Origin of the sequence: Demequina zhanjiangensis, assembly GCF_030418315.1 — a bacterium.
In the GTDB taxonomy this organism is placed as follows: Bacteria; Actinomycetota; Actinomycetes; order Actinomycetales; family Demequinaceae; genus Demequina; species Demequina zhanjiangensis.
In genome coordinates this window covers 72493-98316 of record NZ_JAUHPV010000005.1, presented here as the reverse complement: position 1 = coordinate 98316, position 25824 = coordinate 72493, and the positions used below count along the sequence as shown (strand labels likewise).

Here is a 25824-nt window from a genome sequence, read left to right as displayed (position 1 = left end):
ACCTTCGGGTAACGGTTCCCGAGGGTGACCTCCGTGCGTGGCGCGTGGTCAGAGCCCGCTTGCCGCCTGAAGCAGCTCCTCGGGCACCCACTTGGTCTTGCCGGACATCACGGAGAAGTCCTTGAGCGTGATGTCCTCGCCGCTCAGCGCGGTGAACTTGTGGCTCTCCCCCGCGACGATCGCGTCGATCGCCGCGACGCCGAAGCGCGTGCCGAGCAGACGGTCTGCTGCGGTGGGGATGCCACCGCGCTGGACATAGCCGAGCACGGTCAGACGCGCAGGGAACCCGGTGCGCGCCTCGAGCGCCTTCGTGACCTCGTGCCCGATGGAGCCCGCGATCGGGTTGCCCTTGGCGTCCAGGGTCGGCTTGCCGTCCCATGACGTTCCCTCCGCGGGCACCGCACCCTCGGCCACCGCCACGATGGAGAAGTTCTTGTAGCGGTGGCGGTGCTTGATCCGCTTGGCGATCTGGTCGATGTCGAAGGGCTCCTCGGGCGCGAGGATGATGTCCGCGCCTCCCGCGACTCCCGCGGTGACGGCGATCCACCCGCTGTGGCGGCCCATCAGCTCGACCACCATGACGCGGTTGTGGGACTCGGCCGTGGAGTGCAGCCTGTCGATCGCCTCGGTCGCCACGGTGACGGCAGTGTCGAAGCCGATCGCGGCGTCGGTTCCGACCACGTCGTTGTCGATCGTCTTCGGGATGCCGATCACGGGGATCCCCACCGCGTCGGACACCTTGCCGGCCGCCTTCAGCGTGCCGTCGCCCCCGATGCAGATGAGCCCGTCCAGCTTCTCGTTGTGCACGGTGTCCTGCACGGCCTCGAGGCCGCCTGGCACCTTGTGCGGGTGGCAGCGGGCGGTGCCCAGCATGGTGCCGCCCTCAACGAGGATTCCTGAGACGTCGTCCCGCGTGAGCGGCTTCGCGTCGCCGTCGATCACGCCCTGCCAACCGTTCTGGAACCCGACGATGGAGCAGCCGTGCTGCGCGGTACCGCGCTTCACGACTGCGCGGATCGCCGCGTTCAGCCCGGGGCAGTCTCCGCCGCCCGTAAGGATTCCAATACGCATGCCACCATCCCTAGTGTCCTGCGGCGCGCCACGTAGCGCCCGCTCCGACGTTCACGTCGAGCGGCACGGCGAGGTCGGCCGCGCCACCCATCTCCTCCCTGAGGATCGCCTCGACCGCATCCCGCTCTCCGGGGGCCGTCTCGACCACGAGTTCATCATGCACCTGAAGCACCTGCCTGGAGGCCAGACGTTCGTCCCGCAGACGATCCTCGACACCAAGCATGGCACGTTTGATGAGGTCCGCGGCAGACCCCTGGATGGGCGCGTTCAGCGCCGCACGCTCCGCGATCTCCCTGCGTTGACGGTTGGTGGAGCTCAGGTCGGGCATGTAGCGCCGACGACCGAAGATCGTCTCCGTGTAGCCGTCCTCGCGCGCCTTCGCGACCACGCCCTTGAGGTAGTCCCGCACGGCACCGAACCGCGCGAAGTAGTCGTCCATCAGCGCCTGCGCCTGGCTCACCTCAAGACCGAGCTGCTTCGACAGCCCGAAGCTCGACAGCCCGTATGCGAGGCCGTAGGACATGGCCTTCACCTGGGAGCGCATGTGCGGCGTGACGTCCTCCGGCTCGACGCCGAACACACGCGCGCCGACGAACCGATGGAGATCCTCTCCGCCGCGGAACGCCTCGATGAGCGCCTCGTCGCCGGAGAGATGCGCCATGATCCGCATCTCGATCTGGCTGTAGTCCGCGGTGACCAGGGTCTCGAACTCCGCGCCCACGACGAAGGCCTCGCGGATGCGGTGGCCCTCGTCCGTGCGGATCGGGATGTTCTGGAGGTTGGGGTCGCGCGAGCTGAGTCGGCCGGTGGCCGCCACCGTCTGCGAGAACGTGGTGTGGATCCTGCCGTCGGCCCTCACCTCTGACGCGAGGCCCTTGATGATCTGCGCCAGCTTGGTGGAGTCACGGTGCGCGAGAAGCGCTTCGAGGAACGGGTGGGGTCGCTTCGCATGGAGCTCCTGGAGCGAACCCGCGTCCGTCGAGTAGCCGGTCTTGATCTTCCGCGTCTTGGGCATCCCCAGCCGCTCGAACAGCACCTCCTGGAGCTGCTTGGGGCTGCCCAGGTTCACCTGGTCTCCCCCGATGGCGTCGTACGCGTCCTGCGCGGCGAGAGCGGCCCGGCCGAGCGCCTCGTCGGAGAGCGAGTCGAGGTGGGCGGTGTCGACGGCGATCCCCGCATCCTCCATGCGCGCGAGCACCGACACGAGCGGGATCTCGAGGTCTGCGTACAGATCGGACATCCCGCGCGACTCGACCTCAGCGTCGAGCAGATCGGCGAGCGCCGCGACGTGCGCCGCGCGCTCCCCTGCGGCGAGCCCCGGCGACGTCGAGAGCCCGAGGTCGAGCTCGTCTCCTCCGGCGGACGCGGACGGCACGGCGCCCAGGTAGCGCTGGAGGACCGAGTCCAGATCGAATCCGCGCTGGTCCGGATTCACCAGGAACGCCGCGATCTGCGTGTCCCCGACGATGCCGCGCAGCTCGATCCCCCGGGCCGCGAGCGAGTGCCATGCATCCTTCGCGCCATGCAGGGTCTTGGGCACCGTGGCGTCGGCGAGCCAACCTGTCAGGCTCTCCTCCTCTGCCGAGGTGAGCGAGGACAGGTCGATCCCCCAGGCCTCGCCGCCGTGGAACACGCCCACCGCCCACGCGTCCGCGTCGGCCCCCGTCCTGCCGTCGACGTGGAGCGTCACGGCGCCGGTCAGGGCCGTCACCGCGTCGACCGCGCCCTCGAGCACGACCTCCACCTCGTCACGCGATTCGGCGGGAGCCTCCGCGTCGCCGACGACGAAGGGCAGCAGCCTGTCGCGCAACGTGCGGAACTGGAGCGCGTCGCACATCTCGTGGATCGCCTGAGCGTCGGCCCCGCCGTAGGACAGCGCCTCGAGGTCGAGGGGCACCTCGAGGTCGGTCAGCAGGTGGTTCAGCTCGCGGTTGAGCCGCACCTGGTCGAGATGGTCACGCAGGCTCTGCCCCGCCTTGCCAGGCACGTCGTCGGCCTGGGAGAGGATCTCCTCGAGCCCACCGTAGACCCCGATCCACTTGGCGGCCGTCTTCGGTCCCACGCCCGGAACCCCAGGCAGGTTGTCGGAGGTCTCCCCGACCAGCGCCGCAAGGTCCGGGTACTGCCCCGGCGCGACACCGTACTTCTCCCGCACCGCGTCGGGAGTGAACTCCACGAGGTCCGAGACGCCCTTGCGGGGGTACAGCAGCGTGACGTCGTCGTTGACCAGCTGGATCGTGTCGCGGTCACCCGACACCACGAGCACCCGGAGACCGGCCTCGCTGCCAAGCCTGGCGTAGGTGGCGAGCAGGTCGTCGGCCTCGTACCGCTCCTTGTCCACGGACGCGACGCCGAGCGCCTGCAGCATCTCCCTGATCAGCGGGACCTGGGGCTCGAACTCGGGAGGCGTCGCGTCCCGAGTGCCCTTGTACGACGGGAGACGTTCGGTGCGGAACGTGCCTCCCGGAAGGTCGAAGGCCACGGCGACGTGCGTCGGCTCGCGGTCCCGCATGAGGGTCGCGAGCATCGTCGTGAAGCCGTACACGGCGTTGGTGGGCGTGCCTGTCGAGGTGGAGAAGTTCTCCACCGGCAGGCCGAAGAAGGCCCTGAACGCCATGGAGAGTCCGTCGACCAGCAGAAGAGTTCCTTGGGGAGTAGCGCTCACACATGACAACCTATCGCCATGACTGACATCGAAGACGCTGCCGCGGTCGTACCAGGCTCCCTGATGGAGCGGCTCGGCATCTCCCTGTCCGAGGTCACCGCCGACAGGGTCGTCGGCACGATGCCAGTCGAGGGCAACACGCAGCCCTTCGGCCTCCTCCACGGCGGCGCCACCGCGGCGCTCGCGGAGACGCTCGGCTCGTACGGAGCTCAGGTGCATGCGGGCAAGGGTCGCGCGGCTGTGGGGACGGAGCTGTCCATCACCCACCATCGGGGCGTGCGCGACGGCCTCGTCACGGGAACTGCCTCGGCGCTGCACCTCGGCGGTCGCGTCTGCACGTACTCGATCGAGGTCGTGGACGGCAAGGGACAACGGGTCGCTACCGCGCGGCTTACCTGCTTTCTCATTTCCGATTCGCAGGATTCTTAGCGTTTCAGCAGGAATCTTGCCGTCTCCATGACGTTATCGGTCCGCTACACAAACGAAACATGGCTGGTCTAGATTGGCGGAATCCCTAACAGGAGGAAACAGTGACGACCACCATCGATCGCCGCGTCATCGTGCGTGCGATCGTCGTCTTCCTGCTCGCAGCGACTGCGATCACCCTTGTCTCAGTGATCATGTCGGACAGCGCGCAGGCGACCGATGCAGCGGCCCAGGTGGTCGCTGCGGACACGTCGGGCGACGAGATCGCGACCACAGACGCCACAGGCACGGGCCAGATCCGCTGGCTCCAGCAGCTTGTCAACGGCCTCGCATTCGGAACGCTTCTGGCACTTGCGTCCGTGGGCCTGTCCCTCATCTACGGCACCACGGGGCTGAGCAACTTCGCACACGGCGAGCAGGTCTCGTTCGGTGCGATCCTCTGCTACTTCCTGGTGACGCCGCAGGACATCACGATCCCGTTCGTGCCCACCTCGTTCAACATCGGGCTTCCGCTCGTGGTCGGCGCCATCATCGCGATCGCCGTCTCCGCCGGCACGGGCTGGCTGCAGGACAAGTTCCTGTGGGCGCCCCTGCGACGTCGCGGCGTCGCCATGGTGCAGCAGATGATCGTCTCCATCGGTCTCTCGCTCGCGCTGCTCAACTTCATCCAGTGGTGGATCGGCGGCGGTCGCGTCCGCCTCACCATCGCGATCGATGAGTCGATCGACCTCGGCGTCTTCTCGATCGGACGGCAGACGCTTATCTCGCTGGTCATCGCCCTCGCGTGCCTGGGCGGCGTGTCCTGGTTCCTGCTGAGGACCCGCCTCGGGCGCGCGACCCGCGCGGTCTCGGACAACCCGGCGCTCGCCTCGGCCTCCGGCATCCAGGTCTCGAAGATCATCCGCCTCGTGTGGGTCCTTGCCGCCGGCCTCGCGGGCCTCGGCGGTGTGCTCCTCGCCCTGTACGACAACGGCACCGCGTTCGACGCGGGTGCCCGTCTGCTCATGCTGATGTTCGCCGCCGTCACGCTCGGCGGTCTCGGTCAGGCGTTCGGTGCGCTGGTCGGATCCCTCGTGATCGGCGTCGTCGCCGAGATGTCCACGCTGTGGCTCCCGGCCGACCTCAAGGTCGCGACCGCGCTCGTGATCCTCATCCTGGTGCTGCTCGTGCGACCCCAGGGAATCCTCGGTCGAGCGGAAAGGGTCGGATAGCGCATGGACTTCGCAGACCTTCTCGTCAACGCCGGGCGCGAGCTCTTCGCACCCGCCACCGCCGCGTTCGCGCTGGCGGCCATCGGACTGAACTTCCACTTCGGTCTCACCGGACTGCTCAACATGGGCCACGCGGGCTTCATGCTCCTGGGCATGTACGGCTACGCCATCACCGTCCGCGAAGGCGGCGGCATGCTGCTCGGCATCCTCGTGGCGATCCTGCTCGCGATGGCCTTCGGCCTCCTGCTCGGATGGCCCACGCTGAAGCTCAAGGGCGACTATCTGGCGATCGTGACCATCGCGGCGGCGGAGTTCGTCAGATTCCTGGGCAGATCCTCGGTGATGAAGAACATCACCGGCGGCTCCACGGGAATCCGAGGCACCGACTTCAAGGAGCCTTTCGAGTCGCTCTCGCCGTTCCCCTCCGAGCAGATCACCATCGGGCCCTGGACCCTTCACGGCACCGCCTCCACCTCGTGGTGGCTGGTCGTGGTCTCGTGGGGCCTCGTCGCCCTGTTCGCCTGGCTGTTCTGGATGCTCGCCAAGTCCCCATGGGGTCGCGTGCTCAAGGGCATCCGCGAGGACGAGGACGCCGTCCGCTCGCTCGGCAAGAACGTCTACGCCTACAAGATGCAGGCGCTCGTCATCGGAGGCGTCATCGGCGCGCTCGGCGGAATCCTCTGGTCGTTCGGAAACGCCGTCCAGCCCGACTCGATGGGCCGTCCCACCACGTTCTGGATCTGGACGCTGCTGCTCCTCGGCGGCGCCGCGACCGTCTTCGGTCCGATCCTCGGCTCGGCGCTGTTCTGGATGGCGCTCGTGGTCGTCAAGGGGCTCTCGGCCATGTTCATCCCCGAGACGCTGATGAACGCGACCCAGCGTGAGCCTTTCGCTCTCATGCTCGTCGGTGTCACCCTGATGCTGCTGGTCATCTTCAGACCACAAGGCATCCTCGGAAACAGGAGGGAGCTGGCGATCAATGGCTGACAAGAAGAAGGCGACGCCCACGTCCGCCGACCCGTTCGCGCTCGTGCCCCATGAGGCCGGCGCCCCCAAGATGGACAAGATCATCGTCGCGGACAACATCCAGCGCCGCTTCGGCGGACTGACTGCCGTCGACGTCGAGCACTTCGAGGTCCAGCGCAACGCCATCACGGCGCTGATCGGGCCGAACGGTGCGGGAAAGTCCACGTTCTTCAACCTGCTGACGGGCTTCGACCGACCGCAGACCGGTGAGTGGTCCTTCAACGGCTTCTCGCTCCACTCCAAGTCGCCCGCGCAGGTCGCGCGGTCCGGCATGGTCCGCACATTCCAGCTCACGAAGGCGCTGTCGCGCATGACCGTGATCGAGAACATGCGTCTCGGGGCGGCGAACCAGGTCGGCGAGAACCTCGCCCGCGCCTTCTTCCCCGCACTGTGGAAGAAGCAGGAGCAGGAGATCACCGAGAAGGCCGAGGAGCTCCTCGTGCGCTTCAAGCTCGACAAGAAGCGTGACGACTACGCCGGCGAGCTCTCGGGCGGACAGCGGAAGCTGCTCGAGATGGCCCGCGCGCTCATGTCCGACCCCGAGATCGTCATGCTCGACGAGCCGATGGCAGGCGTCAACCCGGCGCTCACCGAGTCTCTCCTGGACCACATCATCGAGCTGAAGAACCAGGGCGTCACAGTCCTGTTCGTCGAGCACGACATGCACATGGTCCGCCGGATCTCCGACTGGGTGGTGGTCATGGCCGAAGGCAAGATCATCGCCGAGGGTCCGCCCGGAACCGTGATGGCCAACCCCGCGGTGCAGGATGCCTACCTGGGCGCGCACCACGACACCGACCTGTTCGAGGAGCGGTAAGTGAACGACGCACCTGTCATCCTGCACGCCGACGACATCATCGCCGGCTACCTTCCCGGCATCGACATCCTCAACGGATGCACGATGGAGGTCCGCGAGGGCGAGCTGATCGGCATCATCGGCCCCAACGGCGCCGGTAAGTCGACGTTCCTCAAGGCCCTCTTCGGTCTGGTTCCCATCCGTTCAGGCTCAGTGACGCTCGCGGGTGAGAACATCACCAACAAGCGCGCCGACGAGCTCGTGAAGAAGGGCATCGGGTTCGTCCCGCAGACGAACAACGTGTTCCCCTCCCTCACGATCGAGGAGAACCTCGAGATGGGCAGCTACCAGGCCCACAAGAAATTCAAGGAGCAGTTCGAGAAGATCGTCGACCTGTTCCCCGTGCTCGGCGAGCGTCGCACGCAGCGTGCGGGGTCCCTCTCGGGCGGTGAGCGTCAGATGGTCGCCATGGCCCGCGCGCTCATGATGGACCCGCACGTGCTGCTTCTGGACGAGCCGTCAGCGGGCCTCTCCCCTGCGCGCCAGGACGAGACCTTCGTCCGCACGCGCGACATCAACCGCACCGGTGTCACGGTGATCATGGTCGAGCAGAACGCTCGTCGCTGCCTCCAGATCGCGGACCGCGGCTACGTGCTCGATCAGGGCACGTCCGCGTACACCGCGACCGGCCAGGAGCTGCTCAAGGACCCCAAGGTCATCGAGCTGTACCTCGGTACCCTCGGCGCCTAGCAGCGCTCCACGCGAAGGGCCCCGTCACCGCAAGGTGGCGGGGCCTTCTGCATGCCGCGGTGGCCGTGCCGCCGCCGACGCGCTCCGGAGAGCGCGTGGTGCCGCGCTCCCCCGGCGCGAGCGGCAGGCCGGTACGCGGCCGTGCCGTGCCCCTAAGAGCGCCAGGCGCCTCCTGCCGCTGCCGTGGAGCGTCGGCCCCTGAGCGGCCCCCTGCGCCGGTGTCACGCCCAGAGCCTGTGACGCGCCCACCGTGCGGGGCACACGCCAGAAAGCGATGGTCACATCGCCGGGAAGACCTGGTGGAGCCACGGTCCGCCCGGACCGGCGTGCAGACACCAGCGTCGGCCTCGAGGGCCCGGGAACGTGCGCAGCGGGCCCGGAGTCGGTCCCGCCGCCGCACGCGGGCATGCGAAAGGGCCCCCGGCCGAAGCCGGGGGCCCTTCCACTCAACTGAGCAGCTTAGGCTGCGGGGACCTCGCCGTAGACGGCCTCGGTCCAGATGTTGACGTTGTTCTCGTCGTACTCGTACACACCGATGTACGCGGACGACGGGTCGTTCGCCTCGTTGAACGGACCGGAGCCGGAGACAGCCATGTACTGGATCTCCTCGCCGGCCTCGATCAGCTCGACGCACGCGGCGAAGCTGTCGCACTCGGTTCCACCGTTGGCACCGGACACGGCAGCCATGTTGGCCTGCACCGTCGCGCCGTCGGTCGCGCCACCCTTGACCGCCGCGAGGGCGAGCAGGATGGTCGAGTCGTAGGACTCAGCACCGTACGAGTACGAGTCGAGCGGCGAACCGTTCGCCTCGTCCAGGAGGGCCTGGAAGTCCTCGGACGGGTTGGCGCCCGGGATGGTGCCCTTGGCGCCCTCGAGGGTGCCCGGCTCGAAGTCGGCCGAGTAGTCGGCGGTGTTGCCGTCCGTGAAGTACAGCTCCGAACCGGGGAAGCCCGCGCCCACGAGCTCAGGGATGAGCTGGTAGGTCTGGTCGAACGCGATGACGAGGATCGCGTCGGGGTTCGTGGCCATCACGGCCTGAACCTCGGCGGAGAAGTTCGTCGCGGTGGGGTCGAAGGTCTCGGTGCCACCGTAGGTGACGTTGACGCCCTCGGCCTCGACCGTCGAGACCACCACGTCGCGCAGCGACGTGCCGTAGTCGTCCTCGAACACCAGGATGCCGAGGTTCTCGACGCCGTCGGCGACGATCACGTTGCCCAGCGCGGAACCCTGAACGGTGTCCGGCGGCGCCACGCGGAAGTAGAAGGGCGAGTAGCCCGACAGCGCGGTCGAGGTGTTCGCGGGCGAGATCTGCACGACCGACGCAGCGGCGATGTCGTCGACCACGTTCAGCGAGACGGACGACGACGCAGCACCGACGATGCCGGCGACGCCCTGCGAGATCAGGTCGGAGACCGACTGCGAGGCGATCTGCGGGTTCGCGGTGTCGGACGAGTCGGCGTGGATGACCTCGACGTCCGAGCCCAGCACACCGCCAGCCTCGTTGATCTCGGTGATCGCGAGGTCGACACCAGCGACCTCAGGCGGGCCGAGGAAGGCGAGCGAACCGGTGATCGGGAGCAGCGAGCCGATCTTCAGCCCGTCGCCGGTAGCGCCGCCACCGTCGGACGACGAGCTCGTCTCCGAGCCCTCGTCGGTGGAGCAGGCGGCCAGCGCCAGCGTCGCGACGGCCGCCAGGGCCGCGCCACGCGCGATGGTGTTCCATCGTGCCATGTTTTTCCTCCAAACTGACGGGAGCCACCGTCAGCGCATCGCTGTAGGGACGGTCCCTACTCGATGCCGCCAAACTAGCGAGCGTATGTTTCTCTCATGCGTCGCGATCATCACGATTTCGTGACCTAGAAGGCTGTTCGACGGGGGAAACCTCCGCGTAACACGAAGTTCTTCTCCGATTTCGTCCGGGTTCGCGGGTTTTCGGCGCCGCGGGCGCGCTCCCCGGGGAAAGGGAAAGGCGCGGCTCCCCTCGCTGGGGAACCGCGCCTCGCCTCTGCGATGGGCTACTTGCCGCCCATCTGATCGATCACAGCCTCGGCCACCTCGCGCATCGTAAGGCGACGGTCCATCGAGGTCTTCTGAATCCAGCGGAAGGACTCGGGCTCGTTGAGCTTCATCTTCTCCATCAGCAGGCCCTTGGCGCGCTCGACCTTCTTGCGCGTGTCCATACGCTCGTTGATGTCGGCGATCTCCGACTCGAGCGCGCGGATCTCCTGGTAGCGCGAGGCCGCGATCTCCACGGCGGGCAGAAGGTCGCCCGGGGTGAACGGCTTGACCACGTAGGCCATGGCGCCTGCGTCGCGCGCGCGCTCGACGAGCTCGGTCTGGGAGAAGGCCGTCAGAAGCACCACAGGCGCGACGCGGTCCTTGGCGATGTGCTCGGCGGCGGTGATGCCGTCCATCACCGGCATCTTGACGTCCATGACGACGATGTCCGGCTTGAGCTCCTTCGCCTTGGCGATCGCCTCCTCGCCATCGCCGGCCTCGCCGACGACCTCGTAGCCGCCCTCGGTCAGGGTCTCGACGATGTCCATGCGGATAAGGGCCTCGTCCTCGACCACAAGGGCCCGACGAGACTTCGTGGACGCGGCTCCGCTGGCCTGCGTCGTGTCGTTCTCTGCTGTCACAGGCGCTAGCCTAGTCGTCGCGCCCCGATACCCCAACTGGCAGAGGGAGTCGGCTCAAACCCGATTCAGTGTGGGTTCGAATCCCACTCGGGGCACTGTGGCATGCCAGCGCCAGCGCGTACTCTCGGCGCTGACCGCTCCGGTGCGAGCGTGTGCCGTCGTGACCGGCACCTTCGCAGGAATGGACGTCGCTCCGCCTCTGGCATGCTTGTGGCAGTCCCATCGAAGCGCCCGGAGAGCCGTGGCGCGCGCATGACCCCGGGAGGTCCATCCATGGCGATCGTCGAGAGGCACATCGCGCTCGTCGCGCATGACAACAAGAAGGTGGAGCTGCTTCAGTGGGCCAGCTTCAACAAGAAGCGCCTGGCTCCGCACCACCTCTATGCCACCGGCACGACGGGCACGATGCTCGAGTTCGAGCTCGGCCTGAGCGTGCAGCGGTTCCTCTCCGGACCAGTCGGCGGCGACCAGCAGATCGGCGGCCGCATCGCTGAAGGCAGCATCGACATGCTGATCTTCTTCTGGGACCCGCTGGAGCCGCAGCCGCACGACCCTGACGTCAAGGCGCTTCTGCGTCTGGGAGCGCTCTGGAACATCCCGATGGCCTCCAACGTCGCGACGGCCGACTTCATCATCTCCTCTCCCCTGTTCGAGTCCGACTACGACAGGGCGGTGCCCGACCTCGGCCCGCGCAACTGGGAGCAGATGAGGGATCAGGACTCCGAGGACTAGCCCGTCAGGGCGGGAGCGCCCAGCCCGCCTCACGGGGCCGACCTGCCGCCCTGCACAGACACAGAAGAAGGGCCCCGCCGGATGCACCGACGGGGCCCTTCTTCGTCGCTATGCGACTCGGTCTACGAGCGGACCTGGCCCACCTTGTGGACGAGGATCGAGTTCGTGGTGCCGGGCGTTCCCACGGGCGCGCCGGACACGACGATCACGAACTCGCCGTCGGAGGCGAGGCCGTTGTCCTTGAGGTACGAGTCGACGACCTTGACCATGGCGTCCGTCGAGTCCACGTGCTCCACGAGCTCCGCGGTGATGCCCCACGAGAGCGCGAGACGACGCTGCGTGTTCTCGTCGGGCGTGAACGCGAGCATCGGCGTCTCGGGACGCAGACGCGACATGCGACGCGCGGAGTCACCGGACTGGGTGAAGGTGCAGATGTACTTGATGTCGAGGTTCTCGGCGATCTCCGCAGCCGCGTGCGTGATCGCACCACCACGGGTCTTGGGGACCGTGGGGAACGGCGCGATACGGTGACGCCCCTTCGACTCAGTGTTCTGAACGATGCGCGCCATCGTCTCGACCGTGACGATCGGGAAGTCACCGACCGAGGTCTCACCGGACAGCATGACCGCGTCGGTGCCGTCGAGGATCGCGTTGGCGCAGTCCGAGGTCTCGGCGCGGGTCGGAACCGGCGCGTGCGTCATCGACTCGAGCACCTGGGTGGCGACGATGACCGGCTTGGCCTTGGCGCGGCACAGCTCGATGGCGCGCTTCTGGACGAGCGGCACCTCCTCGAGCGGGAGCTCCACGCCCAGGTCACCGCGGGCGACCATGACGCCGTCGAACGCGTCGACGATCTCCTCGAGGTTCTCGACGGCCTGCGGCTTCTCGACCTTGGCGACGACGGGGACCGTACGCCCCTCCTCCGCCATGATGCGGGCGACGTCCTCGTAGTCCTTCGCAGAGCGCACGAAGGACAGAGCGATGTAGTCGGCGCCGAGCTTGAGGCCCCAGCGCAGGTCCGACTCGTCCTTGTCCGACAGCGCGGGAACCGAGACGGCGACGCCGGGCAGGTTGATGCCCTTGTTGTTCGACACGGGGCCGGGGACGACGACCTTCGTCACGACGTCGGTGTCGGTCACCTCGGTGACCTCCAGACGGACCTTGCCGTCGTCGATCAGGAGCGTGTCGCCGACGTTGCAGTCGCCGGGAAGGCCCTTGAACGTGGTGCCGCAGATGTCCTTGGTGCCCTCGACGTCGCGCGTGGTGATCGTGAAGACATCACCCACCGCGAGGTCGTGCGGGCCGTCGGCGAACTTCTCGAGACGGATCTTGGGACCCTGAAGGTCGACGAGGACGGCGACGTTGCGGCCGGACTCGGCAGCGGCCTGGCGGACGTTGTTGTAGACCGTCTCGTGCTCCGCCTCGGAGCCGTGGCTGCGGTTGATCCGCGCCACGTCCATGCCGGCGTTCACCAGCTCGCGCATCCGGTCGAGCGGCGCAGTGGCCGGTCCGATCGTGCAGACAATCTTCGCGTTTCGCATGTTCTCCAACCTTGCGTTAGGCACGGAGCGCAGTGGTGCGCGCCGTCACGGGGGCCGGAAGCTCGGTGCTCCCGGTCAAGTACTCATCGATGGCAGCCGCCGCCGCGCGGCCCTCGGCGATCGCCCAGACCACGAGCGAAGCGCCACGACCCGCGTCGCCGGCGACGAAGACGCCGTCGGCCGACGTCGAGAAGTTCTCGGCGCGGTCGATCTGACCGCGCGAGGTCAACGCTACCCGGGCCTGGTCCTGAAGCGCTGTGACCTCAGGCCCAGTGAAGCCCATCGCGATCAGTACCAGGTCTGCTGGCACATCACGCTCGGTTCCGGCCGTCGGCGTACGGGAGCCGTCGGCGTTGTACTGGGTCTCCGCCACCCGGAGGGCCTTCACGTGCCCGTTCTCGTCGGACACGAACTCGACGGTGGACGCGAGGTACTCTCGTGCGCCGCCCTCCTCGTGGCTCGACGACACCTCGAAGACGCGAGGATCCGTGGGCCACGGCATCGACTCGGTCCGGTCCAGCGGCGGCTTCTTGCCGATCGCGAGCGTGGTGACCGAGGCCGCGCCCTGGCGCAGCGCGGTGCCGATGCAGTCCGAGCCGGTGTCTCCTCCGCCGATGACGATGACGTGCTTACCTTCGGCGGTGATCTGCTCCGGGACCTCGTCGCCGGCAGCCGCCAGGTTCCCCTGGTGCAGGTAGGGCATGGCGAAGTGGATCCCGTCGAGCTCGCGTCCGGGAAGCGGCAGGTCACGCGGTGTGGGCGCTCCGGTCGCGACGAGCACGGCATCGAAACGGGCGCGCAGGTCGTCCCAGGTGAGGTCCTCACCGATCGAGACGCCCGTGCGGAAGCGGGTGCCCTCGGCCTCCATCTGCGACACACGCAGGTCGATGTGGCGCTTCTCCATCTTGAAGTCGGGCACACCGTAGCGAAGCAGTCCGCCGATGCGGTCGTCCTTCTCGTAGACCGCGACGGTGTGGCCGGCGCGCGTGAGCTGCTGCGCAGCGGCGAGGCCCGCCGGTCCGGAGCCGACCACCGCGACGGTGCGACCGGTGTGACGCTGCGCCACGTGCGGTCGGACGAGGCCGCGCTTGAACGCCTCGTCGATGATCGACACCTCGACGTTCTTGATGGTCACCGCAGGCTGGTTGATCCCGAGCACGCACGAGGTCTCGCACGGCGCCGGGCAGATGCGCCCGGTGAACTCGGGGAAGTTGTTCGTCGCGTGGAGGCGCTCGATCGCGTCCTCGAACTGGTCGCGCCATACGAGGTCGTTCCACTCGGGGATCAGGTTGCCGAGGGGGCACCCCTGATGGCAGAACGGGATGCCGCAGTCCATGCAGCGGCCGGCCTGGCGCTTGAGCTGCGCCGAGTCCTTCGTCAGCTCGTCCTTGACCTCGCTCCAGTCCCGCAGACGGACGGGCACGGGGCGGTTCTGCGGGAGCTCACGCTCCCGCACCTTCAGGAATCCGCGGGGATCAGCCACCGGTCACCTCCAGGAAGTCGGCCCAGGCGCCGGGGGCGGTCAGGTCGCCGCCCTTCGCCTCGATCTCGGCGAGCGCCTCACGCACCCGCGCGTACTGTGCGGGAAGGACCCGCGTGAAACGTGTCGCGGTCGCGGTCCAGTCGGCGAGGAGCTCCTTGCCGAACGGGGACTCGGTCTCGGCGACATGACGCTCGATGAGCGTGCGCACGATCGTCTCGTCCTCGGCGTCGAGCGGCGAGAGGGTCAGCTCTCCCCCGGCCAGCGCCTCCTTGTTGACACGTTCCGTGCGCAGGTCGAGCACATAGGCGGTGCCGCCAGACATGCCCGCGCCCAGGTTGCGGCCGGTCCGTCCGAGGATGACAGCGGTGCCACCGGTCATGTACTCGAGCGCATGGTCGCCCACGCCCTCGACGACCGCGGTGAGGCCCGAGTTGCGCACCAGGAAACGCTCACCCACGACGCCGCGCAGCAGGATCTCACCCGACGTGCCGCCGTAGCCGATGACGTTGCCCGCGATCACGTCGCGAGAGTCATCGAGCATCGCCTCACGTGCGGGACGCACGATCACGCGGCCGCCCGAGAGCCCCTTCGCGACATAGTCGTTCGCGTCGCCGACGAGGCGCATCGTGATGCCCTTGGGCACGAAGGCGGCGAATGACTGCCCCGCCGATCCGGTGAACGTGATGTCGATGGTGTCGTCCGGCAGGCCTGCGCCTCCATGGCTCCGAGTGAGCTCGTACCCGAGCATGGTGCCGACCGTCCGGTTGACGTTCCGGATCGGGATCGCGAAGGAGACGGGCTCGCCCCGGTCGAGCGCCGGCGCGGCCGCTGCGATGAGCTGCTGGTCGAGCGCGTCCTCCAGCCCGTGCTCCTGACTGGTGGCGTTGAGCAGCGCTGCGCCCTCGGCAGGGCGAGCGAGGACCGGGCTCAGGTCGAGGCCCTTCGCCTTCCAGTGCTCGACGGCGGCCTTGGTCTCGAGGACCTCGACGTGTCCCACGGCCTCCGCGAGGCTGCGGAATCCGAGCTCGGCGAGCAGCTCACGGACCTGCTCCGCGATGAACTCGAAGAAGGTCTCGACGAACTCCGGCTTGCCGGTGAAGCGCTCGCGCAGCTCCGGGTTCTGCGTGGCGACGCCCACGGGGCACGTGTCCATGTGGCACACGCGCATCATGACGCAGCCGGACACGACGAGCGGCGCCGTGGCGAAGCCGAACTCCTCGGCGCCGAGCAGGGCAGCGACGATCACGTCTCGCCCGGTCTTCAGCTGGCCGTCGACCTGGACGACGATCCGGTCGCGCAGGTCGTTCAGGACGAGCGTCTGCTGGGTGTCGGCCAGGCCGACCTCCCAGGGCGCGCCTGCATGCTTGAGCGAGTTCAGCGGGCTCGCGCCCGTGCCTCCGTCGTGTCCCGAGATGAGCACGACATCGGACTTGCACTTCGCCACGCCAGCAGCGATGGTGCCGACGCCGACCTCGGACACGAGCTTCGTGTGGATGCGCGCCGTGGGGTTCGCGTTCTTCAGATCGTGGATCAGCTGCTTGAGGTCCTCGATCGAGTAGATGTCGTGGTGCGGAGGCGGCGAGATCAGGCCGACGCCCGGCGTCGAGTGCCTGGTCTCGGCCACCCACGGGTACACCTTGGCTCCCGGCAGCTGACCGCCCTCACCGGGCTTGGCGCCCTGCGCGAGCTTGATCTGGATGTCGTCCGAGTTCACGAGGTACTCGCTCGTCACACCGAAGCGGCCCGAGGCGACCTGCTTGATCGCGCTGCGGCGCTCGGGGTCGAGCAGCCTCTCCGGCGACTCGCCTCCCTCACCGGTGTTCGACTTGGCGCCCAGACGGTTCATCGCGATCGCGAGCGTCTCGTGCGCCTCCTTCGAGATGGAGCCGTACGACATGGCGCCCGTGCTGAAGCGCGCGACGATGTCGCTCACCGGCTCGACCTCGTCGATCGGGATCGACGGACGGTCCGACGAGAACTCGAGGAGCCCACGCAGGGTCATGAGGCGCTTCGCCTGGTCGTCGACCCTGTCCGTGTACTCACGGAACAGGTCGAATCGACGCGTGCGCGTCGAGTGCTGCAGCTTGAACACCGTCTCCGGGTCGAACAGGTGCTCCTCGCCGTCGCGGCGCCACTGGTACTCGCCGCCGGTGTTGAGGCGCTGGTGCGGGGGCAGCTCGCCGGACGCGGGGTACGCGTCGGCGTGGCGCTGCGCCACCTCCTGTGCGATCACGTCGAGACCGACACCGTCGATCTGGCTGGGGGTCCCGACGAAGTGCCGGTCCACGAGAGAGCGCGAGAGACCGATCGCCTCGAACACCTGGGCGCCGCGGTAGGACGCGATCGTGGAGATGCCCATCTTGGACATGATCTTCAGGACGCCCTTGCCGAGCGCCTTGATCAGGTTCTTGACGGCCTTCTCCGCGCTGACGTCACCGAGGTAGCCGCGCTGCGCGAGGTCCTCGACGGTCTCCATCGCCAGATACGGGTTGACCGCACCGGCGCCGTATCCGATGAGGAGCGCGACGTGGTGCACCTCCCGCACGTCGCCGGCCTCGACCACCATCGACATCTGCGTCCGGGTGTGATGCCGCACCAGGTGATGGTGCACTGCTGCGGTGAGCAGCAGCGACGGGATCGGCGCGAGGTCCTTGTTGGCGTCGCGGTCCGAGAGGATCAGGAAGGAGACGCCGTCGGCGAGCGCCTGGTCGACCTCCTCGAAGATCTCCTTGAGCCGTGCCTCGAGCCCCTCTCCGCCCTCCGCCACGCGGTACAGGCCGCGGATCTTGCGCGCGGAGAAGATGCCGCGCAGGCGCGGGTCAGCGTCGATATGCGCGATCTTCGCCAGCTCGTCGTTGTCGATCACCGGGAAGTCGAGCATGACCTTCCGCGCGTGCTCAGGAAGCGCCTCGAGAAGGTTCGGCTCAGGCCCGATCGCGCCGCCGATCGAGGTGACGATCTCCTCGCGGATCGAGTCGAGCGGCGGGTTCGTGACCTGCGCGAACATCTGCACGAAGTAGTCGAAGAGCAGGCGCGGACGCTTGGACAGCACGGCGATCGGCGTGTCCGAGCCCATCGCTCCGATCGGCTCGATGCCGTTCTTCGCCATCGGCGTGAGCAGGATCTTCAGCTCCTCCTCGGTGTATCCGAACGCGCGCTGGCGGCGCATCACGGACCTGGCCGAGTGCGAGATGTGCTCGCGGTCGGGAACCTCGGACAGCCGGATGGCGAACGTGTCGATCCACTCCGAGTACGGGTGCTCGGACGCGAGCTGCGCCTTGATCTCCTCGTCCTCCACGATGCGGCCGCCCGCGGTGTCGACCAGGAGCATGCGGCCGGGCTGGAGGCGTCCCTTGCGGATCACCTTGGCGGGGTCGATGTCGAGCAGGCCCGCCTCCGAGCCGCACACCACCAGGCCGTCGTCCGTCACCCAGAAGCGTCCGGGGCGGAGCCCGTTGCGGTCGAGGGTCGCGCCGATGAGCGTGCCGTCGGTGAAGTGGAGCGCCGCAGGGCCGTCCCAGGGCTCCATGAGGGTCGAGTGGTACTCGTAGAACGCACGCCGCGCGGGGTCCATGTGCGGGTTGTTCTGCCACGCCTCGGGGATCATCATCAGCACCGCGTGGGGCAGCGAGCGCCCACCGAGGTGGAGCAGCTCAAGGACCTCGTCGAACGAAGCCGTGTCGGAGGCGCCGGGCGTGCAGATCGGCGCGATGTCGGCCATCTCGCCCAGCAGCTCGGAGCGGAGCATGCCCTCCTTCGCCGCCATCCAGTTGCGGTTGCCCTGCACGGTGTTGATCTCGCCGTTGTGCGCGATCAGGCGCAGCGGCTGCGCGAGAGGCCACGACGGGAACGTGTTGGTGGAGAAGCGCGAGTGCACGAGCGCAAGCTCTGACGCGAACGCGGGGTGCAGCAGGTCCGGGAAGACCTTCTCCAGCTGATACGTGGTCAGCATGCCCTTGTAGGTCAGGGTCCGCGCGGACAGCGACGCGAAGAACGGTCCGTCCGCGTGCTCGGACCGACGCCGCACGCGATACAGCCGGCGGTCGAGCTCGACGCCCGCCAACCCGTCGCACGCGAGGAACGCCTGGCGGAACGTGGGCGCGGAGGCCTGCGCGGAAGGGCCGAGCGAGCCGAGCTCGACCGGCACGTCGCGCCATCCGAGGACGGTGACTCCTTCAGCGGCAGCCGCGTCCTCGAAGATGCGCGTCTCCGCGTCCTCCTCACCCGGGGTGAGGAACGCGATGCCCACGCCGTAGGCGCCGGCCTCAGGCAGATCGAAGGAGGTGACCTCGCGCAGGAACGCGTCGGGAACCTGGGTGAGGATGCCTGCGCCGTCGCCGGTCTCCGTCTCAGCGCCGACAGCGCCGCGGTGCTCGAGGTTCTTCAACGCCGTCAGCCCTGCATCGACGATGTCGCGGCCCGCAGTGCCGCGCAGGGTCGCCACGAAGGCGACGCCGCAGGCGTCGTGCTCGTATGCGGGGTTGTAGAGCCCTCCGGAGGGCTGGGGGGCGCTGAGAAGCGAGGCCATTGAACCGTCCTTCATCGGACGCCGCACGCGGCGGGTCCTCATGGTTGATGGGCACCGTCGACCCGGGGGGAGCATGGGTGACCAGCGTACCGCGCCGGGCAAGCCCTTTTGGAACTCTTTACTGCGCGCTGGGGGTATCGCCGGGGTCGCCGGCGTCTTCTGCCGCGTCCAGGGTACCGGCAGTGCTTTCGCCCTCGGTTCCGGACCCCTCCGACTCAGTGCGCGTGTGCGCACCGCTCGCCCCGACTGCCGCGAGCGTGGCCCGGTCGGGGACCTCGGACAGGCGTCGCTGACGCGCACCGGTGACCAGGAAGGCGATGATGGCACCGAGCAGCACGATGCCCGCCACCCACACGTTGATGCGCAGCCCCAGGACGTGCACGGCGGTGTCGATGCGCACCGTCTCGATCCAGAGGCGCCCCGCGGTGTACACCGCGACGTACAGCCAGAAGACACGCCCGCCCCACAGCTTGAAGCGACGGTCGGCCCACAGCAGCACGGCGACGCCCGCGAGGTTCCACAGCATCTCGTAGAGGAACGTCGGGTGGAACGTGGTGAAGGCCTCGTAGCCCGCGGGCCGGAAGGCCTCTTCGATCTCAAGGCCCCAGGGCAGATCCGTCGGCCCGCCGAAGAGCTCCTGGTTGAAGTAGTTGCCGAGGCGCCCGATCGCCTGGGCCAGCAGCACCGCAGGCGCCACCGAGTCGGCGAAGGCGGTGAACGATGCTCCAGCCCGACGCGCGCCGATCCATGCGCCGAAGGCCCCGAGCGCGACGGCGCCCCAGATGCCCAGGCCGCCCTCCCAGATCTTGAACGCGTCGATCGGGTTGCCGTTCTCGCCGAAGTACGCCGCGGGACTGGAGATCACGTGGTAGATCCGGCCGCCGATGATCCCGAAAGGGATCGCCCAGAAGGCGATCGACTCGACGACCTCGGGATCACCTCCGCGCTCGATCCAACGACGGCGCACGAGCCAGAGCGCGACGAAGATGCCGATCAGGATGAAGATCGCGTACATGTGGATCGTCAAAGGGCCCAGCGAGACGCTGGACCACTCGATCGGCGGGCTGGGGATCGACGCCCTCACACGTGTCCTCTCACGCCGGCGGCAAGCTCTTCCGTCTTGGCCCGGAGCGCCGCGATGCCGGCGTCGAGATCGTCCGGGTGGTCGGCGAGGCACCTCACGAGCGCCGAGCCGACGATGACTCCGTCCGCGTAGGACGCGACCTGCGCAGCGTGCGCGGCCGTCTTCACGCCGAGGCCCACGCAGACGCGAGGTGCTCCTGCCTCACGGGCCCGTTCGACGAGAGCATCCACGCCCTCTCCGATGGACGCACGCTCGCCGGTGACCCCCATGAGGGCCGCGGCGTAGACGAATCCGGAGGAGGCCTGGCATGTCAGGTGCATCCGCTCAGGGGTCGTCGTGAGCGCCACGAGGTGCACGGTGTCGATGTCTCGCGTCGCGGCGACCTCGGCCCACCCTGCACCGGAGTCCGGCGTGATGTCGGGCAGGATCACTCCAGAGCCGCCCGCCGCCAGGAGCTCGTCCGCGAAGCGGTCGGGTCCGTACTGAAGGATCGGGTTGAAGTAGCTCATCACGACGGCAGGTGCGCCGGCGTCGGTCACGGCCTTGACCGCGGTGAAGACGTCCGCCACGCGGGTGCCGGTCGCCAGGGCCGCCTCTGCTGCCAGCTGGATGGTCTCGCCATCCATCACCGGGTCGGAGTAGGGCAGGCCGACCTCGACGATGTCCACTCCCGCCTCGACCATCGCGGTCATGGCACGCACAGAGCCCTCGACGGACGGGTAGCCGACGGGCAGGTAGCCGATGAGCGCCGAGCGTCCCTCCGCCTTGATCTGGTCGAGCCGATCTCCGAGCGCCGTCACGCGTCCTCCCCCGGCAGCATTCCGAACCACTGGGCGGCCTGCTCGACGTCCTTGTCTCCTCTTCCGGAGAGCGTGACGAGCAAGGTGGCCTCCGGGCCGAGCTCGTTGCCGAGCTTGATCGCGCCGGCGAGCGCGTGCGAGGACTCGATCGCGGGCATGATGCCCTCGGTCCGGCACAGCAGGCGGAACGCGTCCATGGCCTCCGCGTCGCTGATCGGCCAGTACTCGGCACGGCCGATGTCCTTGAGCCACGAGTGCTGCGGTCCGATGCCCGGGTAGTCGAGGCCCGCGGAGATCGAATGCGACGCGATCGTCTGCCCGTCCTCGTTCTGCAGGACGTAGGAGCGCGAGCCGTGCAGGACGCCGACAGACCCCAGCGAGAGGGTCGCCGCATGCTTGTCGGTGTCGACGCCGTCACCGGCCGCCTCGCAGCCGATCAGCCGGACATCCGCATCGTCGAGGAACGCGTCGAAGCTGCCTATCGCGTTCGAGCCGCCGCCCACGCATGCGAGCACGGCGTCAGGGAGGCCGCCGAGCGCGAGCATCTGCTCGCGCGCCTCGACCCCGATCACACGCTGGAAGTCGCGGACCATCGCGGGGAACGGGTGCGGACCTGCGGCCGTGCCGAAGATGTAGTTGGACGACTCCACGTTCGCGACCCAGTCACGGAACGCCTCGTTGATCGCGTCGCGGAGGGTGCGGGAGCCTGTCGTGACGGGCACCACCTCTGCGCCCAGGAGGCGCATGCGCGCGACGTTGAGGGCCTGGCGCTCGGTGTCCTCCTCCCCCATGTAGACCACGCAGTCGAGGTCCATGAGGGCGGCGGCGGTGGCGGTCGCGACTCCATGCTGCCCGGCACCGGTCTCCGCGATGACGCGGGTCTTGCCCAGGCGCTTCGTCAGGAGGGCCTGTCCGAGCACGTTGTTGATCTTGTGCGAGCCGGTGTGGTTCAGGTCCTCACGCTTGAGGAAGATGCGCGCACCGCCCGCATGCCTGGCGAAGCGCGGCACCTCGGTGATGATCGACGGACGTCCCGTGTACTCACGGGCAAGACGCTCGAGCTCCTCGGTGAACGCCGGGTCCACACGCGCCTTGTCATACGCGTCGGTGAGCTCGTCGAGCGCCGCCATGAGCGCCTCGGGGAGGAATCGGCCGCCGAACTGGCCGAAGAAGGGACCGGGCGCCGACTGGAGCGATTCCGTCACGGGCGCACCGATCGAAGCGCGGGGTGGGCTCCTGCGGCGACCATCTCGGCGACGGCGGTCCGCGGGTCGCGGTCCTTGACGAGCGCCTCGCCCACGAGCACAGCGTCGGCCCCGAGGCGCGCGTACTCGACCACATCGTGGCTGTCGCGGATGCCCGACTCGGCCACCCGCAGAATCCCGTCAGGGATGGCAGGCGCCACGCGGGCGAAGGTGTGCCGGTCGACCTCGAGCGTCTTCAGGTTGCGAGCGTTCACGCCGACGACGCGTGCGCCGGCGTCCACTGCCCGCGCGACCTCGTCCGTGTCGTGCACCTCGACGAGCGCGGTCATGCCGAGCGAGTGAACGCGCTCGATGAGGCCCTCGAGCGCCATCTGCTCGAGCGCGGCGACGATGAGGAGCACGACGTCGGCGCCGTGAGCGCGTGCCTCCCACACCTGATACGGGGTGACGATGAAGTCCTTGCGCAGGATCGGGATGTCGACCTTCGCCCTGACAGCGTCGAGGTCGGTCAGCGACCCGCCGAAGCGGCGCTGCTCGGTGAGCACCGAGATGACCGAGGCTCCCCCGGCCTCATACTCGGTGGCGAGCGAGGCGGGATCCGTGATCTCCGCGAGATCACCCTTGGACGGGCTGGACCGCTTCACCTCGGCGATGACGGCAACCTCGTCCCGCGCGAGACGCTGATACGCGTCGATCGCGCTCGGGAGGCGGCTGGCGCGCTCCTTCAAGGCGTCCATCGACGTCGCCTGCTCACGGACTGCGAGGTCCTCACGGACCCCTGCGACGATGCTCTGCAACACGCTCATTGTTGCTCCACCTCCCTGGCGTCAATGGTAGCGCCGGACGAACGGCCCGATGACCGCGTCGGCGCTGAGCCGACCGGAGCCTAGACGGTCAGGTAGGGAGCGAACGGCGGGAGGTTGCGCACGATCCAGAACACCCCGAGCAGCGCGGGAAGCCCGATCGCGAACCACATGGGTACGGGGATGGTGCCCTTTCGGCGCCACGCGCGGTACCACCACAGCGCGATCGCGGCGATGCCCATCGGGATGATCAGGAGCACGACCACCACGTTGTACTGCAGTGCGAGCGCGAGGTCCCCGCCGAGCAGCGAGTGGACGGCGCGCAGGCCACCGCAGCCGGGACACCAGTGTCCCGTCGCGGCGAAGAAGATGCATGACGGGAAGACTCCGGATCCGGTGGGATCCTGCACCCCCGTGTACGCCGTGCCAGCGAGCAGCGCCGCCGTCACCACCGCCGGGCCCGCGAGTCTGTGCGGGGTCCGGCGATCGGTGACGGCGGCGGCTGTCACAGCGGGATCAGTACGCGCCAGCGGCGGCGGCGATGCCGTAGAACACGCCACCGAGCACCGACAGCACGGAGCCGATGATGCCCAGGATGAAGCCGACCTGGCCCAGGTTGCCGTTGGTGGCGAGACCCTGCGCGGCGGCCTCCTTGGACTTGTTGCCGACGATGATCGCGGGGATGCCCGCGAACAGACCGCAGCAGACGATGCTCAGGATGCCGAGCACGAGCGCCCAGGTACCGAGGTTGTTCTTCGAGTCCGAGGGGCCAGCGGCGAATCCGGGCTGCGGCGGCATGGGGGGCGGCGGGATGTCAGTCATGGTGTCTTCTCCTTCGTGTGAATGGGCATGCGGCGCCTGCCAGCGCCGCGCTCAGCTCGAGGTCTGGCCGTGGCCGAGAGCCTTGAGCGCACCGCCGGCCGCAAGCGACACGACGGCAAGGGCGGCCCCGACCCACACGAAGGCCATCTGAGGAATGCCGACGCCGAGAGCCGCGATGATCGACGCGATCACCAGGCCGACGTTGGTCACCCAGGCCGCGGGGGTGCGGCCATGGTTGTGAGGCGCTGCCTCGGGAAGGTCCTGGGGACTCAGCTTGACGCTGCTCGACACTTCTCCTCCTTGGGTCCGGGTGACGACAGTCTAGCCACGGCCGCGCGCGGACAGCCGCGACGCGAGGAAAACTGCGCGGATCATCGCCGCCGCCTTGCTGCGCGTCTCCGCCTCCTCGGTCACCGGCACCGAGTCCGCGACGATGCCCGCGCCTGCCTGGACGTACGCGATGCCGTCCTTGATGAGGGCGGTACGGATAGCGATCGCGGTGTCGGTGTTCCCGGCGAAGTCGAAGTAGCCGACCGCGCCTCCGTAGAACGCGCGACGGGCCGGCTCGACCTCGTCGATCAGCGCGATCGCGCGCGGCTTCGGCGCGCCGGACAGGGTGCCTGCGGGGAACGTCGCCGTGAACGCGTCGAAGGCCGTGTGCCCCGCCTCGAGGCGACCGACCACCGTCGAGCACAGATGCATGATGTGGCTGTAACGGTTGAGCGCCATGAAGTCCGCCACCTCGACTGACGTGGGCTCGCACACCTTCACCAGGTCGTTGCGCGCGAGGTCCACGAGCATCACGTGCTCGGCGATCTCCTTCGGGTCGGCGCGCAGCTCCTCCTCGAGGCGGCGGTCCTCCTCAGGGGTGGCGCCGCGGGGCCGCGAGCCTGCGATCGGGAACGTCGACACGTCACCGCGCTCGACTCGCACCAGCGACTCCGGGCTCGAGCCGACGACCGCGAACTCGCGTCCGTCGGCGTCCTCGAGCTGGAAGCAGTACATGTACGGGCTCGGGTTGACCGTGCGAAGCACCCGGTACACGTCGAGCGGAGTCGCCTCGCACGGGATGTCGAAGCGCTGCGACGGGACCACCTGGAAGACCTCGCCGTCGCGGATGGCCTCCTTGGCGAACTCGACGGTGCGCTCATACTCACCGACGGCGGACCGCATCCGCACCTCGGGCTCATCGGCGGAGCCGAGACCTGAGACCTCTCCCCCTGGCGCGTCGGCGAGCGCTCGCTCCATGGCGTCGACCCTGGCGACTGCGTCCTCGTAGGCCTGCTCGATGCCGCTGGCCTGAGCATCCGCATTGACCGCGTTGGCGATCAGCCACACCGAGCCGTCGAGATGGTCGACGACCGCGATGTCGGTCGCGAGCAGCAGCAGCACGTCCGGCACATCGATCTCGGCCGGCGCCTTGTGCGGCAGCGTTGGCTCCCATTGGCGGATGATGTCCCAGCCGAGGACGCCGACCATGCCGCCCGTGAGGGGCGGGAGACCAGGGATCGCCTCGGATGCGAGCTCGGAGAGCACCTGTCGGATCGTGGGCAGAGGCGCCCCGCTCTCCAGGCCGACGGGCACGTCGCCCGTCCAGCGCGCCTCGTCGCCGTCGACAGTCAGGGCCGCCCGCGACCGGACGCCGATGAACGAGAAGCGTCCGAGCGTGCCATCGGGCTCAGCGGACTCGAGGATGAAGGTGTTGGGCCGCGACTGTGCGAGCGCGCGGTAGACGGCGACGGGAGTGGTCGAGTCGGCCAGCACGCGACGCACCACGGGCACGACGCGGTGGCTCTCGCCGAGCTCCTTGAAGCGCGACAGGTCGGGCCACGTCTCGCCCCACGCGACCTGCACGGGCGCGTCGCTCATCCCTCGACCTCGCGACCGTCGACCGCGCCCAGGTCGCCCCCTGTGAGGAAGCACGTCCGCTCACCCGTGTGGCACGCGGCGCCCACCTGGTTCACCTCGAGCAGGATCGCGTCGCCGTCGCAGTCGAGCGACGCCCGCACCACGACCTGCCGGTGACCCGAGGTGTCCCCCTTGCGCCACAGCTCCTGGCGTGACCTGCTCCAGTACACGGCCCTGCCCGACGTGAGCGTCTCGTGGAGCGCCTCGTCGTTCATCCAGGCCACCATGAGCACCTCACGGGTGTCGTGCTGCTGAACGACGGCGCAGACCAGGCCGTCGTCGTTGCGCTTCAGGCGCGCTGCAAGAGTGGGATCCAAGGACATGCGCCCATCCT

The 25824-nt window shown here is 68.5% G+C and carries 22 protein-coding genes and 1 tRNA gene; 7 read left to right on the top strand and 16 right to left on the bottom strand.

All coding sequences use genetic code 11. From position 1 onward, the window contains the following. Positions 1-48 precede the first annotated feature (48 nt). Positions 49-1071, bottom strand: a complete 1023-nt coding sequence (locus tag QQX04_RS09165) for a 6-phosphofructokinase (RefSeq protein ID WP_301128412.1) — start codon at positions 1069-1071, stop codon at positions 49-51. Positions 1072-1081: 10 nt separating this feature from the next. After that, positions 1082-3736: a DNA polymerase I gene (gene polA, locus QQX04_RS09160; protein WP_301128410.1), complete on the bottom strand. Its 2655-nt coding sequence runs from the start codon at positions 3734-3736 to the stop codon at positions 1082-1084. 18 nt (positions 3737-3754) lie between these two features. Between polA and QQX04_RS09155 the strand changes: the two genes are divergently transcribed. From QQX04_RS09155 to QQX04_RS09135, 5 genes are all read left to right on the top strand, one after another. Then, on the top strand, positions 3755-4165 hold the full coding sequence (locus QQX04_RS09155; RefSeq protein WP_301128408.1) for a PaaI family thioesterase: 411 nt from the start codon (positions 3755-3757) through the stop codon (positions 4163-4165). A gap of 101 nt (positions 4166-4266) precedes the next feature. Next, positions 4267-5373 (top strand): branched-chain amino acid ABC transporter permease, encoded by a 1107-nt coding sequence (locus QQX04_RS09150; protein ID WP_301128406.1) that lies wholly within the window; start codon positions 4267-4269, stop codon positions 5371-5373. A gap of 3 nt (positions 5374-5376) precedes the next feature. Beyond that, a complete protein-coding gene (locus QQX04_RS09145) occupies positions 5377-6360 on the top strand; it encodes a branched-chain amino acid ABC transporter permease (protein ID WP_301128404.1) in 984 nt (327 codons plus the stop codon). Beyond that, on the top strand, positions 6353-7216 hold the full coding sequence (locus tag QQX04_RS09140) for an ABC transporter ATP-binding protein (RefSeq protein WP_301128402.1): 864 nt from the start codon (positions 6353-6355) through the stop codon (positions 7214-7216). The genes QQX04_RS09145 and QQX04_RS09140 overlap by 8 nt, the downstream gene beginning before the upstream one ends. Next, on the top strand, positions 7217-7945 hold the full coding sequence (locus tag QQX04_RS09135) for an ABC transporter ATP-binding protein (RefSeq protein ID WP_301128400.1): 729 nt from the start codon (positions 7217-7219) through the stop codon (positions 7943-7945). A gap of 459 nt (positions 7946-8404) precedes the next feature. On the opposite strand, the gene QQX04_RS09130 is transcribed toward QQX04_RS09135, so the two are convergent. Then, positions 8405-9676 (bottom strand): ABC transporter substrate-binding protein, encoded by a 1272-nt coding sequence (locus QQX04_RS09130; RefSeq protein WP_301128398.1) that lies wholly within the window; start codon positions 9674-9676, stop codon positions 8405-8407. 284 nt (positions 9677-9960) lie between these two features. Continuing rightward, entirely contained in the window at positions 9961-10584 is a 624-nt protein-coding gene (locus QQX04_RS09125) for an ANTAR domain-containing response regulator (RefSeq protein WP_301128397.1), read from the bottom strand. Between the two features lie 21 nt (positions 10585-10605). Here QQX04_RS09125 and QQX04_RS09120 point away from each other — a divergent pair. Together QQX04_RS09120 and QQX04_RS09115 are read left to right on the top strand one after the other, a co-directional pair. Beyond that, positions 10606-10679 (top strand) — tRNA-Leu (locus tag QQX04_RS09120). A 178-nt stretch (positions 10680-10857) separates the two neighbouring features. Beyond that, positions 10858-11316, top strand: a complete 459-nt coding sequence (locus QQX04_RS09115; RefSeq protein ID WP_301128395.1) for a methylglyoxal synthase — start codon at positions 10858-10860, stop codon at positions 11314-11316. 122 nt (positions 11317-11438) lie between these two features. Here the strand turns inward: QQX04_RS09115 and pyk are convergent, their stop codons facing one another. The 12 genes from pyk to hisI form a co-directional block, all read right to left on the bottom strand. Continuing rightward, positions 11439-12857, bottom strand: a complete 1419-nt coding sequence (gene pyk, locus QQX04_RS09110; protein WP_301128393.1) for a pyruvate kinase — start codon at positions 12855-12857, stop codon at positions 11439-11441. 16 nt (positions 12858-12873) lie between these two features. Then, positions 12874-14340: a glutamate synthase subunit beta gene (locus tag QQX04_RS09105; RefSeq protein ID WP_301128391.1), complete on the bottom strand. Its 1467-nt coding sequence runs from the start codon at positions 14338-14340 to the stop codon at positions 12874-12876. After that, complete coding sequence (gltB, locus tag QQX04_RS09100) at positions 14333-18868, bottom strand: glutamate synthase large subunit (protein WP_301128389.1); 4536 nt, start codon at positions 18866-18868, stop codon at positions 14333-14335. The genes QQX04_RS09105 and gltB overlap by 8 nt, the downstream gene beginning before the upstream one ends. 118 nt (positions 18869-18986) lie before the next feature. Further along, positions 18987-19952 (bottom strand): prolipoprotein diacylglyceryl transferase, encoded by a 966-nt coding sequence (gene lgt / locus QQX04_RS09095; RefSeq protein WP_301128387.1) that lies wholly within the window; start codon positions 19950-19952, stop codon positions 18987-18989. Further along, positions 19949-20752 carry a tryptophan synthase subunit alpha gene (trpA, locus tag QQX04_RS09090; protein WP_301128385.1) on the bottom strand — a complete coding sequence of 268 codons (804 nt, stop codon included), beginning with the start codon at positions 20750-20752 and terminating at the stop codon, positions 19949-19951. Before trpA ends, lgt begins: the two co-directional genes overlap by 4 nt. Then, positions 20749-21957 carry a tryptophan synthase subunit beta gene (gene trpB / locus QQX04_RS09085; protein WP_301128383.1) on the bottom strand — a complete coding sequence of 403 codons (1209 nt, stop codon included), beginning with the start codon at positions 21955-21957 and terminating at the stop codon, positions 20749-20751. The genes trpA and trpB overlap by 4 nt, the downstream gene beginning before the upstream one ends. Further along, positions 21954-22763: an indole-3-glycerol phosphate synthase TrpC gene (gene trpC, locus QQX04_RS09080; RefSeq protein WP_301128381.1), complete on the bottom strand. Its 810-nt coding sequence runs from the start codon at positions 22761-22763 to the stop codon at positions 21954-21956. The genes trpB and trpC overlap by 4 nt, the downstream gene beginning before the upstream one ends. Before the next feature lie 80 nt (positions 22764-22843). Further along, positions 22844-23269 (bottom strand): DUF2752 domain-containing protein, encoded by a 426-nt coding sequence (locus tag QQX04_RS09075; protein WP_301128380.1) that lies wholly within the window; start codon positions 23267-23269, stop codon positions 22844-22846. A gap of 7 nt (positions 23270-23276) precedes the next feature. Beyond that, the gene (locus QQX04_RS09070; RefSeq protein WP_301128378.1) at positions 23277-23582 is read right to left on the bottom strand and encodes a DUF4190 domain-containing protein; all 306 of its coding nucleotides are present in this window, start codon (positions 23580-23582) and stop codon (positions 23277-23279) included. A gap of 51 nt (positions 23583-23633) precedes the next feature. Further along, complete coding sequence (locus QQX04_RS09065; RefSeq protein ID WP_301128376.1) at positions 23634-23873, bottom strand: HGxxPAAW family protein; 240 nt, start codon at positions 23871-23873, stop codon at positions 23634-23636. Between the two features lie 30 nt (positions 23874-23903). Continuing rightward, entirely contained in the window at positions 23904-25451 is a 1548-nt protein-coding gene (locus QQX04_RS09060; RefSeq protein ID WP_301128374.1) for an anthranilate synthase component I, read from the bottom strand. Next, entirely contained in the window at positions 25448-25813 is a 366-nt protein-coding gene (hisI, locus tag QQX04_RS09055) for a phosphoribosyl-AMP cyclohydrolase (protein WP_301128372.1), read from the bottom strand. Before hisI ends, QQX04_RS09060 begins: the two co-directional genes overlap by 4 nt. Between the last annotated feature and the right edge of the window lie 11 nt (positions 25814-25824).

Excerpts from the sequence above, each read along its gene's own strand:
- QQX04_RS09130 (WP_301128398.1), bottom strand. The coding sequence starts at position 9,676 with ATGGCACGATGGAACACCATCGCGCGTGGCGCGGCCCTGGCGGCCGTC.
- QQX04_RS09060 (WP_301128374.1), bottom strand. The coding sequence starts at position 25,451 with ATGAGCGACGCGCCCGTGCAGGTCGCGTGGGGCGAGACGTGGCCCGAC.
- QQX04_RS09115 (WP_301128395.1), top strand. The coding sequence starts at position 10,858 with ATGGCGATCGTCGAGAGGCACATCGCGCTCGTCGCGCATGACAACAAG.
- QQX04_RS09165 (WP_301128412.1), bottom strand. The coding sequence starts at position 1,071 with ATGCGTATTGGAATCCTTACGGGCGGCGGAGACTGCCCCGGGCTGAAC.
- trpC (WP_301128381.1), bottom strand. The coding sequence starts at position 22,763 with ATGAGCGTGTTGCAGAGCATCGTCGCAGGGGTCCGTGAGGACCTCGCA.
- QQX04_RS09070 (WP_301128378.1), bottom strand. The coding sequence starts at position 23,582 with ATGACTGACATCCCGCCGCCCCCCATGCCGCCGCAGCCCGGATTCGCC.
- QQX04_RS09145 (WP_301128404.1), top strand. The coding sequence starts at position 5,377 with ATGGACTTCGCAGACCTTCTCGTCAACGCCGGGCGCGAGCTCTTCGCA.
- hisI (WP_301128372.1), bottom strand. The coding sequence starts at position 25,813 with ATGTCCTTGGATCCCACTCTTGCAGCGCGCCTGAAGCGCAACGACGAC.
- gltB (WP_301128389.1), bottom strand. The coding sequence starts at position 18,868 with ATGGCCTCGCTTCTCAGCGCCCCCCAGCCCTCCGGAGGGCTCTACAAC.
- QQX04_RS09155 (WP_301128408.1), top strand. The coding sequence starts at position 3,755 with ATGACTGACATCGAAGACGCTGCCGCGGTCGTACCAGGCTCCCTGATG.
- QQX04_RS09140 (WP_301128402.1), top strand. The coding sequence starts at position 6,353 with ATGGCTGACAAGAAGAAGGCGACGCCCACGTCCGCCGACCCGTTCGCG.
- pyk (WP_301128393.1), bottom strand. The coding sequence starts at position 12,857 with ATGCGAAACGCGAAGATTGTCTGCACGATCGGACCGGCCACTGCGCCG.